A 16,511-nucleotide genomic window follows, 5' to 3' on the forward strand; every position below is an offset into this window, starting at 1 on the left:
ACATGATTTAATTTCTTTAAAAAGTATAGGCGTGTTACAATACTTATGAAAGCGAAAACATTTGTGAAAAAAAGAGGCGAAAGTGATTATGACTGAGAATAATAATTTAGTGACTTCTACACAAAGCATCATTAAAGAAGCATTGCATAAATTGGGATTTGATGATGGTATGTATGATTTAATTAAAGAACCATTAAGATTCTTGCAAGTACGTATTCCAGTACGTATGGACGATGGTACAGTTAAAACATTTACTGGATATCGTGCACAACATAATGACGCTGTAGGACCTACTAAAGGTGGCGTTCGTTTCCATCCTGATGTAGATGAAGAAGAAGTCAAAGCTTTATCAATGTGGATGACCTTAAAATGTGGCATTGTCAACTTACCTTATGGTGGAGGTAAAGGTGGTATTGTATGTGATCCACGTCAAATGAGTATTCATGAAGTAGAACGTTTATCACGAGGATATGTACGTGCGATTTCTCAATTTGTAGGACCAACTAAAGATATTCCTGCTCCAGATGTGTTTACAAATTCTCAAATTATGGCTTGGATGATGGATGAATATAGTGCTTTAGATAAGTTTAATTCTCCAGGTTTTATTACTGGTAAGCCAATTGTCTTAGGTGGCTCACAAGGACGTGATCGTTCTACTGCTCTTGGCGTAGTGATTGCTATTGAACAAGCTGCTAAGCGTAGAGGAAAAGAAATTAAAGGGTCACGTATTGTGATTCAAGGCTTTGGGAACGCTGGAAGTTTCTTAGCTAAATTTTTAAATGATATGGGCGCTAAAGTAGTTGGAATTTCAGACGCGTATGGTGCATTACATGATCCTAATGGCTTAGATATCGATTACTTACTAGATCGTCGTGATAGCTTTGGTACTGTAACTAACTTATTTGAAGATACAATTTCAAATAAAGAATTATTCGAACTTGATTGTGATATTTTAGTACCGGCTGCAATTTCAAATCAAATCACAGAAGATAATGCACACGATATTAAAGCTGATATTGTTGTGGAAGCGGCAAATGGACCAACTACTCCAGAAGCTACACGTATTTTAACTGAACGTGATATTTTACTTGTACCAGATGTATTAGCAAGTGCAGGTGGCGTGACAGTATCTTATTTTGAATGGGTACAAAATAACCAAGGTTATTACTGGTCAGAAGATGAAGTAAATGAAAAATTACGGGAAAAATTAATCGAGGCTTTTGATACTATTTATGAATTAGCACAAAATAGAAAAATTGATATGAGATTGGCAGCTTATATCGTAGGAATTAAACGGACCGCTGAAGCAGCACGTTATCGTGGATGGGCGTAAATATAACTATTAAAAATGAACCTCTCAATGATGAGAAATATATTACTCGTCATTGAGAGGTTTTTAATTAATAAAATTACTCGTTTGGAATGGTAGCTTTATATTTATCAGCAAAATTTGTAAATAGACCGTCAACACCATATTGGTTTAAACGTTGCATATCTGTAGTTTTATCTACTGTATAAGGATGAATTAGGAAACCTAAATCTTTTAAATGCTTAGTGTTTTCAGCGTTTAAACTAGTATAATCTGGGCCGACACCTATAGCATATGAGCGAATATGTTTTAAATCCGCTTCACTTTGTTGTTGCAATTCATTTTTATCAAGTAATTGAATCAATGGTACGCTTGAATCTAATTGGTGCATTTTTTGTAAACTTTCTTCTGAGAAAGATTGAATTAATATATGTCCATGATTTAAAGAGTTACCAGTTAACATGTGATGTTTTTTTAACGTTTCAAGTAGTTGTTCTTCCATACCTGGATATACATTAGGATTTTTAGTTTCAATATAATAATTAGCCTTTGTACCGTATCGAGATAAAATTTCATCTAGAGTAGGGACTTTAGCATTTTTATATTCTGGTTTCGCATATTCAGGGTGAGCATTGTTAAACCATGACCCAGCATCTAGTTGTTTAAGTTGTGCGAGTGTATAGTCTTCGACACGACCTGTACCGTTTGTTGTACGATCAACGGTTTCGTCATGCATTGCTACAAGTTGTCCATCTTTCGTACGTTGTAAGTCTAATTCAATATACGACGCCCCTAACTCATTATGACTTTTATCATATGCATGAAACGTATGTTCCGGCACATAGCCACTTGCACCTCTATGAGCGATAGTCGTAAAACGTTCGCTAGTTAAGTTGGTCATCCAATTCGAATGATCTTGATTACGATGTTTACTAATCGCTACTGACGTATATTTATTTTGTGATTGATTAAACTGTTGATGTGCTGCAGCAGAATTAGAAGCATTGCTATGGTTGTTATGATTATTATTTGCTTCTACTGGATTATATAATGTTACTAAACCGATAGTGGCTATTGCTAAACTAGATATCATTGCTTTTTTAGAAACCTTCAAAAAAACTCATTCTCTCAATTCAATTTAAAAATACATTAAAACTTTAGCAAAGAGAAGAAATTTTTAGAATAATTTTTTCAAAATTTTAGCAAAACTATTAATTTATTAACAATAAATATAGAGAAAGTTAAAATAATTAAATTAAATTTAACTAAAAATGAGTCTCGCCCAATTACTTTGTATGTATATGTAATTTTACAGTGAAATATTTAAAAAAATAAGGTACTTTCGTATAATTTAATAAACAACACTAAACTAAATTAACGAAGTACCTTATGTATAAAAATTCTAACATGACTTAACTGACTCTACGAAAGGAAACTTCAGTACTTATTCTCACAAATGATGTGATCTTCACAAAATCAAACCCCTTCTTATAAAACGATTAAGCGATTTAGAGTTAATCCTCAAGTAGATGCTTTATTAGAATCTTTATTTATTCGATTCATAGTCATTTAATAATAGTATTCATTATTGTTTTAAAATATTTTCTGCAACGTTCAATTGATGACGCACAGCATCTTGGCCTGTAGAACCATAACTTTTTCTTCTATTTAAACAATTTTCTGGTTTTAAGTAATCATATACATCTTCTTCGATTTTATCATTTAATTCTTGATAACGTTCAAATGGTACATCTAATAAATAGATGCCTTGTTGAATACATTCAAAGACAATTTTTCCTACAATTTCATGTGCTGTTCTAAACGGTACATTCTTGGCTACTAAATAATCTGCAAGTTCTGTTGCATTAGAAAAATCTTGATGTACAGTTTCATTTAAACGATTTGTATTAACCGTTAACGTATTAAGCATGCCCTCAAAAATACGTAAAGAACCTTTCATCGTACGAACTGAATCAAATAAACCTTCTTTATCCTCTTGTAAGTCTTTATTATATGCAAGAGGCAAGCCTTTCAATGTGACAAGCATACTCATTAAATGTCCTGTCGTACGTCCAACTTTACCACGAATGAGTTCAGCCATATCTGGATTTTTCTTTTGAGGCATAATAGATGAACCAGTAGAAAATGCATCAGATAGTGTAATAAATTTCGCTTCATCCGTAGACCAAAAAATGATTTCTTCCGCAAAACGTGATAGGTGAGTCATTGTTAATGATATATTATGCAATGTTTCAATAATGTAATCACGATCACTCACTGCATCAAGACTATTTTCATAAATATATTCAAAACCAAGTAATTCTTGAGTTTCATGTCTATCGATAGGATGTGTAGTGCCACTCAATGCTGCAGCGCCAAGAGGAGATATATCAATACGTTTTAAACTATCTGCAAAACGTGTATAGTCTCTTTCCAACATCCAAAAATATGTCATGATGTGATGAGCGAAAGAAATAGGTTGAGCACGTTGTAAGTGCGTATAACCTGGCATAATCGTTTCTACGTGAGATTTTGCTAGAGTTAAAATAGACTCTTGGAATGAACGAATAAGTGCTTGAATCTCAATGACCTGTTTTTTTACATATAGATGTAAGTCTGTTGCTACTTGATCATTTCTGCTACGACCTGTGTGTAACTTGCCACCTGGATCTCCAATGCGTTGTATCAGTTCATGTTCAATATTTAAATGTATATCTTCTAAAGCATGTTTAAATTCAATATTATGGTTATGAAAATCTGCCTGTATATCTTTCAAACCTTTTACGATAGCATTTTTTTCTTCTTCAGAAATAATGTTTTGGTGTGCAAGCATTGTTGCATGTGCAATACTACCTTGAATATCCTCATCTAAAAGCGTTTGGTCAAAGTCAATAGAAGCATTAAACGCATCTACCCACTCTTCAGGTTGTTGTTGAAAACGACCTCCCCATGCTTTATTACTCATTACTATAACCTCCATGTAAATAAGCATTTACTTGTGTTGGCAGTCCATAAATATCAATAAAGCCGACTGCAGCTGATTGATCAAAAGCATCTTCTTTAGTATAAGTTGCTAACTTTTCATCATAAAGTGTATAAGGCGATTTTCTACCATTAACAATAGCATTACCTTTAAATAATTTAACTCTAACATCTCCTTCAACATAGTGTTGAGTGCTATCGATGAATTGCTTTAGACTGTCTGTTAAAGGTGAGAACCATAAACCATTATATGTTTGTTCAGCAAATTGTTTTTCAATGACTGGTTTAAAATGCGCCACATCTTTAGTTAATGTTAATGTTTCTAAAGATTTATGAGCTTTTAATATAACTTCAGCACCTGGCGTTTCATATACTTCACGTGATTTTATACCAACTAAACGATTCTCTACGTGATCGATACGTCCGATACCATGTTTACCAGCTAAATCATTTAATGTTAGAATTAGCTGATCTAAATCATAGTCTTTATGGTTAAGTTGAACAGGAACACCATTTTTAAATGATAAGATAATTTCATCTGGTGTATCTGGTGTATCCTCTAATTCAGCAGTTAAATCATATGCATCTTTCGGTGGAGCAGCATAGGGATCTTCTAAGATACCACATTCATTTGCACGGCCCCATAAATTTTGATCGATTGAATAAGGTGAATCATGATTAATACTTACAGGAATACCATGTTTGATTGCATAGTCGATTTCTTCTTCACGACTCCAGCCCCACTCTCTAACAGGAGCAAATGTTTTCAAATTAGGGTTAAGTGCTTTAATTGCTACTTCAAAACGTACTTGATCATTACCTTTACCAGTACAACCATGTGCAATACCGATTGACTTTGTTTGTTCAGCAATTTCTACTAATTTCTTCGCTATTAACGGTCTTGAAAGCGCAGATACTAAAGGATAACTGTTTTCATACATTAAATTTCCTTTTATTGCATAACTTACGTAATCTTCACTAAATTCCTTAGTTGCATCAATAATATGACATTCGACGGCGCCCATGTCTAATGCTTTAGAATAAACAACATCTAAATCTTTACCTTCGCCAACATCTAAACATACTGCTACTACGTCGTACCCTTTATCTATAAGCCATTTAACAGCTACACTAGTATCTAATCCACCTGAATAAGCTAAAACAATTTTATCTTTCATATTGTCACCTCAAAATTTTTCTGAAAATTAATATAATTCTATACTAACAGATTATTTTTGAAAATAAAACCATTTTTTTACATATTTATACAAAATAAAGATAATTGGAATATTATTAATCATCTATTGTTATTTCTATATTCATTGAATATTACTACAACTAAAGAGTTGATTGCTATTTCAATTGTGTATTCATTACAAAGTAAAGTAATTCAATGATTCTAAAAAAAAAAACAGACTATTTTTTGAATAATTGAACTTGTTCATTGAATAGATAACTTAAAGTTAGTAAAATGAAACTAATTCATAAACATTGGAGGATCTATAAATGACTCATATTCAATTAGATTATGGCAAAACCTTAGAATTTTTTGGTCAACATGAACTTGATCAACAAAAAGATATTGTAAAAACAATTCATAAAACGATTCATGAAGGAACGGGTGCTGGAAGCGACTTTTTAGGTTGGGTAAATTTACCTGAAGATTACGATAAAGAAGAGTTTTCTAGAATTCAAAAAGCAGCGAAACATATTCAATCGAATTCAGATGTATTGGTAGTTATCGGAATTGGCGGTTCATATTTAGGTGCACGTGCTGCAATTGAAATGCTTACTTCATCTTTCCGTAACAATACAGAATATCCTGAAATTGTATTTGTAGGAAATCACTTATCTTCAAGTTATACACAAGAATTAGTGAATTACTTGTCTGATAAAGACTTTTCAGTAAATGTGATTTCTAAATCAGGAACAACGACTGAGCCTGCTGTAGCATTTAGATTGTTTAAACAATTAGTTGAAGAAAAATATGGTAAAGACGAAGCAAAAAAACGCATCTTTGCTACAACTGATAAAGCAAAAGGTGCATTGAAACAATTAGCAGATAATGAAAGTTATGAAACATTTGTTGTACCTGATGATGTAGGTGGTCGTTATTCAGTATTAACTGCGGTAGGATTATTACCAATTGCAACTGCAGGTATTGATATTGAAGCAATTATGAATGGAGCAAATAAAGCTCGTAAAGAACTATCATCTGAAAATTTAGAAGAGAATATTGCATATCAATATGCAACAATTCGAAATGTTCTTTATAATAAAGGTTATACAACTGAGATGTTAATTAACTACGAACCATCTATGCAGTACTTTAATGAATGGTGGAAACAGTTATACGGTGAATCTGAAGGTAAAGACTTTAAAGGTATTTATCCTTCAAGCGCAAACTATACTACTGATTTACATTCATTAGGTCAGTATGTTCAAGAAGGACGCCGTTTCTTATTTGAAACTGTTGTAAAAGTAAATCAACCTAAACATGATATTACAATTGAAAAAGATGATGACGATTTAGATGGCTTAAATTATTTAGCTGGAAAAACAATCGATGAAGTTAATACAAAAGCATTTGAAGGTACATTATTAGCTCATACTGATGGTGGCGTTCCTAATATCGTTGTGAATATCCCACGTTTAGATGAAGAAACATTCGGTTATGTCGTTTACTTCTTTGAATTAGCTTGTGCGATGAGTGGCTATCAATTAGGTGTTAATCCATTTAACCAACCTGGCGTAGAAGCTTATAAACAAAATATGTTTGCTTTACTTGGTAAACCAGGTTATGAGGATAAGAAAAAAGAATTAGAAGAACGTTTATAATATCAACATAAATTTAAATAAAATAATCATTTAAAGCCTAGGACACGATGAGCTGTCTTAGGCATTTTTAATATATTGGCAGTCAATGACTCAATTGAATATATACTTATATCAATCTTTTTTAGCATATAAACTTTCATAAAAAGAAGTTTTTGTTTAACGTAAGATGGGGTCAAGAGAAAAGGATTGAATTCGTTGTGAATTCAGTCTCATTCTTTTTTAAAAGATTAATATGACTAATGTTAAATCTGTTATCTAGTACTTGTGACTGATTTCTTAGTGAATTAATAGTTTTTTTAAGAAAAGAGTGTAAAATAATTTTATACTCAATAGAGAATGATGAAATTTCAAGAAAGGATTTGATGATATAGTGTTTCATCAAATTGAACATTGGTTTAATGTGTTACAACAATTAGGATACTTTGCAGGTTTTATTATTCTCTATTTAAGAGCTATAATTCCTGTTTTTCCTTTAACTCTCTATGTCATCTTAAATGTTCATATTTATGGTTTTATTACAGGAACTATTATTAGTTGGTTAGGGATCGTCGCTGGAACATTTACTGTATTTTATTTTTGTAGGAAATTCGTTGATACATCTTTTATGCAAAGAGTTAAAGCAAAAAAAGGTGTGAAAAAACTCACACATTTTATAGATAAACAAGGACTTGTTCCTATTTTTATATTAATGTGTTTTCCATTTACACCTAATACAGTAGTGAACTTTGTAGCTAGTTTTTCTCATATTAAAATGAAGAATTATTTTATTATTTTATTATTTTCAAAGCTTATTTCCATATCATTTTTAGCGGTGATGGGTAGAGAAGTGACTACATTTTTAACTCATCCTATAAGAGCAATTATTTTAATTATTGTTACTATAGTCATATGGTTTATTGGAAAAAGAGTTGAAAAACATTTTATGGGAACACATGAGGAGTGACATTTTGCGTCGAATTATAAGTACAAGTATATCCATTATTTTAGCAATTATTTTCGTGATGTTTATTCAAATTTTTTTACTAAGAAGCGCAATTGTTCATACTAATGAAATGGCCCCCACTCTAAATAAAAATGATTATATAATGATTAATAAATTGAAAGTGACATTTAATTTATTAAATGAAGGGGATATTATTATGTATCGGCATCATAATCAAATTCATTTTAGCCGTATTATTGGGAAAGCAGGCGAATCGATAGAAATAAGGCATGGTAAATTATATAAAGATGATAGACAAGTGAATAAATATTATGCTAAAAATAGAGATATTAATGATTTCGCATTACGAGATTTAGAAAATACTGATGGGGATATTATTCCACCTGACTCATTTTTAGTGTTGAATGATCATAGTAATACATTAACTGATTCGAGAAGATATGGATTAATTAAAAAAAGTGATGTTATAGGAAATGTATGTCTAAGATATTATCCTTTTAGATCATTCAACTATGAGTTTAATAAATAGATGAGGTGTTATATTTGAAAAAAGAAATAATAGAATGGATTGTTGCGATAGCTGTAGGTTTATTGCTCGTATGGCTTGTAGTCACTTTTGTTGCCAAATCCTATACAATAAAAGGTGACTCAATGGATCCAACATTAAAAGATGGGCAACATGTGATGGTTAACATTTTAGGTTATAAGGTAGGAAACATAAAAAAAGGAAATGTTATTGTCTTCCATGCTAATCAATCTGATGACTATGTTAAAAGAGTAATAGGCGTACCAGGAGATAGTGTGACATATAAAAAAGATCAGCTATATATTAATGAGAAAAAGGTAAATGAGCCTTACTTAGACTATAATGAAAAACATAAACAAGGAGAGTACATTACAGGATCTTTTGAAACTAAGGATCTTCTTAATGCTCATCCTAACTCTAACGTTATTCCTAAAAATAAATACTTAGTATTAGGAGATAACCGTGAAGTTAGTAAAGATAGTAGAGCGTTTGGATTAATAGATAAACAACAAATCGTCGGTAAAGTATCATTTAGATTTTGGCCATTAAATAATTTTAAATTTAATTTTAATCCAGTTAAGTAGGATATCAATTTAAAATAAAAGTAGAATGTCAATTCAGGTGAATTCGCATTCTACTTTTATTTTATCTACTTTACTTTTTAAGAACGTATGTTCCGTGGTAAAATGAGTTTAAAGGAGCGTGTAGATAATGGAATTAAATACATATCTTGGAAGAGCTGGTACCGGTAAATCGTATCATATGATTAAAAATATTAAACAACAAATGAAAGAAAATCCTCTTGGAGATCCTATCATTTTAATTGCACCTACCCAAAGTACGTTTCAATTGGAGCAATCTTTCGTAAATGATCGAGAGTTAAATGGGAGTTTAAGAACGGAAGTTTTACATTTTGAGCGTTTGAGCTATAGAATCTTTCAAGAACTCGGAGGATTAACTGAAACACGTTTAACTAAAGCAGCTATTGAAATGATGATATTCAATATCGTTCAACAACACAAATCAGAAATGAAATTATATCAATCTCAAGCAGATTATTATGGTTTTAGTGAAAAATTAAGTGAACAAATCCAAGATTTTAAGAAATATTCTGTAACACCTCATCAACTTGACTTATTTTTAGAAGATAATGAATTACAAACAAGAACCCGACATAAACTAGAAGATATTTCGCTTATTTATCATTATTTTGAAGAACGATTAAATGGAGAATTTATTACCGCTGAAGACAGTCTTAATTATTTTATTGAAATAATGCACAAATCTGAGTGGATTAAGCATGCTGATATTTATATAGATGGATTTTATAACTTTTCAACGCTTGAATATCAAATTATTAAAGCATTAGTACAAAATGCTAAACAAGTTACTATATTATTAACTACAGATGGTAATGAAGATCACTTTAGTATGTTTAGAAAACCTTCTGACGTACTTATTCACTTAAAAGAAATTGCAAATGAATTACATATACCTTTAAATGAACATTATTTTACAACACCATATCGTTTCAAAAATAAGGATTTATTACAATTAGAACAACAATTTGACGCACTTCAAGTTAATCCAACTCAATCCCATGGTTATATTGATTTACTTGAGTCATCGAATATGAGAGAAGAAGTTAATGAAATAGCACGACGTATTATTAAAGATACACGTGATAAACACTTTAGATATCAAGATATTGCAATTTTATATAGAGATGAAACATATGCCTATCTATTTGAATCTATTTTGCCACAATATGATATTCCTTATAATATTGATACTAAAAAATCGATGACACATCATCCTATAATGGAAATGATACGTTCTTTATTAGAAGTTATCCAAAGTAATATGGGACTTAGTCCAATGATGAGACTATTTAAAACCAATATTTTATCTAATCAATTTAAAAATAGTAGTTACTTAATTGATCTATTAGAAAACTTTGTCATTGAACGAGGTATTTACGGTAAAAAATGGTTAGATGATAAATTGTTTAATATCGATAATTTTACAAAAATGGGACGTAAAGCGCATCAATTAACTGAAGAAGAAAAAGAAGCATTTGAAGACGTCGTACGCTTAAAGGATGATGTTGTAAATAAAATACTTCGTTTTGAGAAAGCCATGCTTCACTCTAAAAATGTTAGAGATTATGCAACTGCATTTTATGAAACAATGGAAGCTTTTGATTTGCCTAAATATTTAATGGCCCACCGTGATGAACTAGACTTAAAAGGAGACCATGAGAAAGCAGAAGAAATTGACCAATTATGGAATGGATTAATACAAATATTAGATGATTTAGTCACAGTATTTGAAGAAGAAGAAATGAGTTTAAATCGATTCTTAGAAGTATTTGACATTGGACTTGAGCAACTTGAATTTGTAATGATTCCTCAAACATTGGATCAAGTTAGCATAGGGACTATGGATTTAGCAAAAGTTGATAATAAAAAACACGTTTATATGGTTGGGATGAATGATGGAGTGATGCCACAGCCCTTGTCATCTTCAAGCTTAATCACTGATGAAGAAAAACGTTTGTTAGAGGAACGGGGAAGTGTTGAATTAAGTCCAACCTCTGATATCTTACAAATGGATGAAGCATTTGTATGCTACATTGCTATGACACGTGCATGTGAACAAATGACTTTTTCATATAGTCTTATGGGGATGCAAGGAGATGAAAAAGAGAAAAGTCCATTTTTAAATCAGATTCAAGCACTGTTCAGTAATTTGGATATCAAAAATATTCATTATCTTCATCATGCTTATCCTCTTACATTAATGGAACATCCACATCAAACTAAAATTCATTTATTTGAAGCATTGAAATCGTGGTTGGAAGAAGAAGCGGTAGCAGATACGTGGCTTGATGCTTATAAAGTTATAAGTGAAAATGAAGAATTAAATGACAGTATAAACTATTTATCAACAGCTTTAACATATGATAATGAAACCATTCAACTCACACCACAATTGTCAGAAGCATTATATGGAACGTCTATTAATGCTAGTGTTTCACGATTTGAAGGTTATAATGATTGCCCATTCCAACATTATGCTACTTACGGCCTTCGTCTAAATGAACGTACCAAATATCAACTTGAAAGTTTTGATTTAGGTAATATTTTTCATAATGCTTTAAAATATATTTCGGATAAAGTAAATGGAGAATTTAGTCAATTGGATAATCAGAAAATCCATGCACTTACTGAAGAAGCTCTACAACATGTCTTACCACAAGTGCAATTTAATTTAATGGATTCCAATGCATATTATCGTTATGTATCTAAACGTATAGGTGTCATTGTTGAAAGTACGTTAAAGGCACTTCGTTATCAAAATGAGAATACAAAATTTAGACCAAAACGTTTTGAAACTGCTTTTAGAAAGAAACCAAGAACGGAAGAAGAGTTGATTGCACATCCCTTAATGACGACACAAGGGATACCGATTCATATTCGTGGACAAATTGATCGTATCGATGCTTATACAAAAAATAATACAAGTTTTGTAAATATTATAGATTATAAATCATCTAATCATAGCGCCAATTTAAATTTGAAAAAAGTTTATTATGGTAAACAGATGCAAATGATGACGTATATGGATATCGTATTACAAAATTCAGAGCGGCTTGGTTTAAGTTCAGAGGTTAAACCAGGTGGATTGTTATATTTCCACATTCATGATGAACGTTTGAAATTTGAAAAATGGGGCGATTTAACTGAAGAGGCATTGAATAAGGAAAATATTAATCAAGCTATTCTAAAAGAATATAAATTAAATGGATTAATCAATAGTGATGCTGAAGTTATAGATGCTATGGATATAAGACTTAACGAGATATCTAAATCAGATATTGTACCCGTGACATTAAAAAAAGATGGAGGTATTAGTGCACGGGGAAGCCAAGTTGCTGATGAAACAACGATTCATAAATTTATTCAACACAATAAAAATAATTTTATTGAGACTGCTTCAAATATTATGGATGGTCACACAGAAGTAGCTCCACTTAAATTTGAAGACAAATTACCATGTGAATTTTGTAGTTTCCAGTCAGTATGTCACGTAGATAGTCTTATTGATAGTAAACATTATCGCCATGTAGATGAATCGATTAATCCAATTCAAGCAATTCAAGAGGTCGAATTAGAAAGCGGTGAGGACAATGAATAATATTCCAGTAAAACCTAAAGATGCACAATGGACGGATGCACAATGGAACAGTATATATGCAAAAGGGCAAGATATACTAGTTGCAGCAGCTGCTGGCTCGGGAAAAACAGCTGTTCTAGTTGAACGTATTATTCAAAAAATCTTAAAAGATGAAGTAGATGTTGATAAATTACTTGTAGTGACATTTACGAACTTAAGTGCTAGAGAGATGAAACATCGTGTAGAACAACGTATTCAACAAGCTTCATTAGAGGATCCTAAAAATGAACACTTAAAAAGTCAACGTATAAAAATACATCAGGCTCAAATTTCTACACTGCATAGTTTTTGTTTAAAAGTGATTCAACAACATTATGATGTTATCCAACTAGACCCTAATTTTAGAACGATTAGTGAAGTTGAAAATGTACTTTTATTAGAGCAATCAATTGATGAAGTACTAGAACATCATTATGAAGATCCTGATATTGAATTTTTGACTTTAGTCGAACAACTATCAAATGATAGAAATGACGATAGATTTAGAGAAATTTTAAAACGATTTTATTATTTTAGTATAGCTAATCCTTCACCATTTAAATGGTTAGATTCATTAGTCGATCCTTACGAGAATGATGAGAAACAACAAGACTACCTTAAAGAATTAAAAATACTAGCAGAAATATATATGAAAGCAGCATTTGACTCACTTCTTGAAGCAGAAAATCTTTTATCCCATTGTAATGCTGTTGAAAAACATTTAGAAGTTGTCCAAAGAGAGAAAATGATATGCCAAAGAATATTAGAAGACGGTGTTTTGAATAGAGATGCACTTCTTAATCATACACCTGAAAAGTTTCCACAAATGTCATCAAAAATAAAAAAAGAAAATGAAGATTTAGAGACACTTGAAGATATTAAATCTTTCTATAAAGAATATAATGAAACCATTCAAAATGTAAAAAATAAATATTTAATGCGTTCAGTAGATGAACTTAAAGACGATATGAAACAGTTAGCGCCTCGGATAAAATATTTAGTTCAAATCATTAAAGATATCATTAATGATTTTGCTAAGAAAAAACGTAGTAGAAATGTACTAGATTTTGCAGATTATGAACATTTTGCCTTACAAATATTAACAGATGAAAACGGGACGCCTTCTACTATCGCTAAAGAGTATCGTCATCAATTTGAAGAAATACTTATTGATGAATATCAAGATACCAATCAGGTACAAGAGGCAATTATATCTACTATCAAACGTGGTGATGAATTAGATGGCAACTTATTTATGGTGGGAGATGTAAAGCAATCTATTTATAAGTTTAGGCAAGCGGATCCTACATTGTTTATGAGTAAATATCATCGATTCACTAAAGAAGGGCAACAAACAGGACTTCGAATTGACTTATCTAATAACTTCCGCTCAAGAAAGGAAGTACTTTCAACGACTAATTATCTTTTTGATCATATGATGGATGAAGCGGTTGGAGAAATTAATTATGATGCCGATGCACGTTTATATTTCGGAGCTCATTATTATCCAGAAAAAGCAATGCCACTCGAATTACATGCGCTTATTAAATCTGAAAATGAGGACACAGACTTAGATAGACAAGAACAAGAAGCATATTATGTAGTTGAACAAGTAAAGCATATCCTTGACAATAAACTCGTTTATGATGCGAAAAACAATGCCTATCGTAAAGCAACTTATAAAGATATTGTTATTTTAGAACGTGGAATGAGTAATGCTAGACGTTTGCAAAAAGTATTTAAAGATAATAATATTCCGTTCCATGTTAATAGTAAGGAAGGTTATTTTGAACAAACGGAAGTACGACTAGTACTATCGTTTCTTAGAACGATTGATAACCCATTGCAAGATATTTATCTAGTTGGGTTAATGCGCTCTGTTATTTATCAATTTACTGAAGATGAACTTGCTGAAATTCGAGTAGTCAGTTCAAACGATGATTACTTTTATCAATCAATTTTACACTATATAAAATATGATCAAGCTAACGCACAATTAGTTAATAAATTACGTCGTTTTATTGAAGATATACATTTATATCAAGATTATGGGCAAACACATCCTGTGTATCAGTTAATTGATAAGTTCTATAATGATCATTATGTCATTCAATATTTTAGTGGACTGATTGGTGGTAAAGGCAGACGCGCTAATCTTTTTGGATTGTTTAATAAAGCAATAGAATTTGAAAATTCTACGTTTAGAGGACTTTATCAATTTATAAGATTTATCGATGAATTGATAGAGCGTAAAAAAGATTTTGGTGAAGAAAATGTGATAGGACCTAATGATAATGTAGTTCGAATGATGACAATTCATAGTAGTAAAGGTTTAGAGTTTCCATATGTTATTTATTCTGGTCTTTCTAAGAATTTTAATAAAGAAGATATTCGGAAACCTTTAGTATTAAATCAAAAATATGGTTTAGGAATGGAGTACTATGATTTAACAGACAATATTTCTTATCCATCACTTTCATCTGTAGTTGTTAAATCATTAACAGAAAAAGAATTGATTTCTGAAGAGATGCGTTTAATGTATGTGGCATTAACTCGTGCAAAAGAACAGCTCATTCTAATCGGAACGGTAGATAAAGAAGAAAAGTTAAGAAAGTATGAACGTTTGCCTATTTCAAATCAACTCATTGCACTTCATAAAAGATTATCAGTAGAACGACCTTTTAATCTGGTATATAGTATTTTAGCGAAACACTTATCTCAATCTATCACATCTGATTATCAATTTGAGACATCTATCAATCAATTAGATGACAGCTTGAAACCATATGTAGATTTGAAAATTATTCATTTCGATGAATTATCTTTAATAGGTGATTCAAATGAGACATTACATCGAACTATCAATGATATTGAAGAAGAAGCTCCGAATAATAAAGAAAACGAACAACAAATGATTCATCAATTAACGTTTAAGTATCCATTTATAAAAAATACTCAAAAGCCATCAAAACAATCTGTATCTGAATTAAAACGTCAATTAGAAACTAAAGAAGATGGAACAAGTTACGATAGGGTAAGACAATATCGCATTGGTGCTTATACTTATGAACGTCCTAAATTCTTAAGAGAAGAAAGAAAACGTAAAGCTAATGAAATTGGTACATTGATGCATACCGTCATGCAGCATCTTCCATTTAGAGAACAACGATTAACTGAAACAGAGTTAGATGACTATATTCATATGTTAATTGATCAACACATTATTGAAGAAGACGCTAAAAAAGATATCCAATTTGAAAGAATTATGGAATTTATTCGTAGTGACTTATATATGAAAATTGCACAAGCTGATGAAGTATACAGAGAGTTACCGTTTGTAGTTAACCAAGCACGTGTAGATGAAATACCAGATTTAGATGAAGATGTCTCCATTATCCAAGGTATGATTGATTTGATTTTTATTAAAGATAACCAATATTATTTTGTAGATTACAAAACAGACGCTTTTAATCGAAGAAGAGGGCTGACGGATCAAGAAATTGGAATACAATTACGTGATAAGTATAAAATTCAAATGAAATATTACAAAAACACCTTAGAAACAATACTAAATAAAAGAGTGAACGGCTATTTATATTTCTTCCAATTCGGTGAAATGAGCATTGAAGATGGTTTATAATATCAATCTTATTTTAATTTAGAAAAGATGCGTCAAATTTCTAAAATTTCAGACA

The 16,511-nt window shown here is 31.0% G+C and carries 10 protein-coding genes; 7 read left to right on the forward strand and 3 right to left on the reverse strand.

Annotated features, from left to right (window positions below):
- Positions 1 to 88: 88 nt before the first annotated feature.
- On the forward strand, positions 89 to 1,333 hold the full coding sequence (locus tag HMPREF2953_RS03210) for a Glu/Leu/Phe/Val family dehydrogenase (RefSeq protein ID WP_002448212.1): 1,245 nt from the start codon (positions 89 to 91) through the stop codon (positions 1,331 to 1,333).
- Between the two features lie 76 nt (positions 1,334 to 1,409).
- Here the strand turns inward: HMPREF2953_RS03210 and HMPREF2953_RS03215 are convergent, their stop codons facing one another.
- The 3 genes from HMPREF2953_RS03215 to HMPREF2953_RS03225 form a co-directional block, all read right to left on the reverse strand.
- On the reverse strand, positions 1,410 to 2,402 hold the full coding sequence (locus tag HMPREF2953_RS03215) for a glycerophosphodiester phosphodiesterase (protein ID WP_371090987.1): 993 nt from the start codon (positions 2,400 to 2,402) through the stop codon (positions 1,410 to 1,412).
- Positions 2,403 to 2,894: 492 nt separating this feature from the next.
- A complete protein-coding gene (argH, locus tag HMPREF2953_RS03220) occupies positions 2,895 to 4,274 on the reverse strand; it encodes an argininosuccinate lyase (RefSeq protein WP_070671751.1) in 1,380 nt (459 codons plus the stop codon).
- Positions 4,267 to 5,469, reverse strand: a complete 1,203-nt coding sequence (locus tag HMPREF2953_RS03225) for an argininosuccinate synthase (protein WP_002448038.1) — start codon at positions 5,467 to 5,469, stop codon at positions 4,267 to 4,269. The genes argH and HMPREF2953_RS03225 overlap by 8 nt, the downstream gene beginning before the upstream one ends.
- 328 nt (positions 5,470 to 5,797) lie before the next feature.
- Between HMPREF2953_RS03225 and HMPREF2953_RS03230 the strand changes: the two genes are divergently transcribed.
- The 6 genes from HMPREF2953_RS03230 to addA all read left to right on the forward strand — a co-directional run bounded on the left by HMPREF2953_RS03230 (position 5,798) and on the right by addA (position 16,456).
- Positions 5,798 to 7,129 carry a glucose-6-phosphate isomerase gene (locus tag HMPREF2953_RS03230; RefSeq protein WP_002448167.1) on the forward strand — a complete coding sequence of 444 codons (1,332 nt, stop codon included), beginning with the start codon at positions 5,798 to 5,800 and terminating at the stop codon, positions 7,127 to 7,129.
- 367 nt (positions 7,130 to 7,496) lie between these two features.
- Entirely contained in the window at positions 7,497 to 8,072 is a 576-nt protein-coding gene (locus HMPREF2953_RS03235) for a TVP38/TMEM64 family protein (RefSeq protein WP_037555865.1), read from the forward strand.
- Positions 8,073 to 8,076: 4 nt separating this feature from the next.
- Entirely contained in the window at positions 8,077 to 8,601 is a 525-nt protein-coding gene (gene lepB, locus HMPREF2953_RS03240; RefSeq protein WP_002448253.1) for a signal peptidase I, read from the forward strand.
- A 14-nt stretch (positions 8,602 to 8,615) separates the two neighbouring features.
- Positions 8,616 to 9,182: a signal peptidase I gene (gene lepB / locus HMPREF2953_RS03245; protein WP_070671753.1), complete on the forward strand. Its 567-nt coding sequence runs from the start codon at positions 8,616 to 8,618 to the stop codon at positions 9,180 to 9,182.
- Between the two features lie 127 nt (positions 9,183 to 9,309).
- Complete coding sequence (gene addB, locus HMPREF2953_RS03250) at positions 9,310 to 12,798, forward strand: helicase-exonuclease AddAB subunit AddB (RefSeq protein ID WP_070671754.1); 3,489 nt, start codon at positions 9,310 to 9,312, stop codon at positions 12,796 to 12,798.
- Positions 12,791 to 16,456, forward strand: a complete 3,666-nt coding sequence (gene addA, locus HMPREF2953_RS03255) for a helicase-exonuclease AddAB subunit AddA (protein WP_070671756.1) — start codon at positions 12,791 to 12,793, stop codon at positions 16,454 to 16,456. The genes addB and addA overlap by 8 nt, the downstream gene beginning before the upstream one ends.
- Positions 16,457 to 16,511: the final 55 nt, after the last annotated feature.

This window comes from Staphylococcus sp. HMSC072E01, from assembly GCF_001814125.1.
GTDB lineage: Bacteria > Bacillota > Bacilli > Staphylococcales > Staphylococcaceae > Staphylococcus > Staphylococcus hominis.

Coding starts and splice junctions, on each gene's coding strand:
- HMPREF2953_RS03225 (WP_002448038.1), bottom strand. CDS start 5,469: ATGAAAGATAAAATTGTTTTAGCTTATTCAGGTGGATTAGATACTAGT.
- HMPREF2953_RS03230 (WP_002448167.1), top strand. CDS start 5,798: ATGACTCATATTCAATTAGATTATGGCAAAACCTTAGAATTTTTTGGT.
- HMPREF2953_RS03210 (WP_002448212.1), top strand. CDS start 89: ATGACTGAGAATAATAATTTAGTGACTTCTACACAAAGCATCATTAAA.
- addA (WP_070671756.1), top strand. CDS start 12,791: ATGAATAATATTCCAGTAAAACCTAAAGATGCACAATGGACGGATGCA.
- argH (WP_070671751.1), bottom strand. CDS start 4,274: ATGAGTAATAAAGCATGGGGAGGTCGTTTTCAACAACAACCTGAAGAG.
- addB (WP_070671754.1), top strand. CDS start 9,310: ATGGAATTAAATACATATCTTGGAAGAGCTGGTACCGGTAAATCGTAT.
- HMPREF2953_RS03215 (WP_371090987.1), bottom strand. CDS start 2,402: ATGATATCTAGTTTAGCAATAGCCACTATCGGTTTAGTAACATTATAT.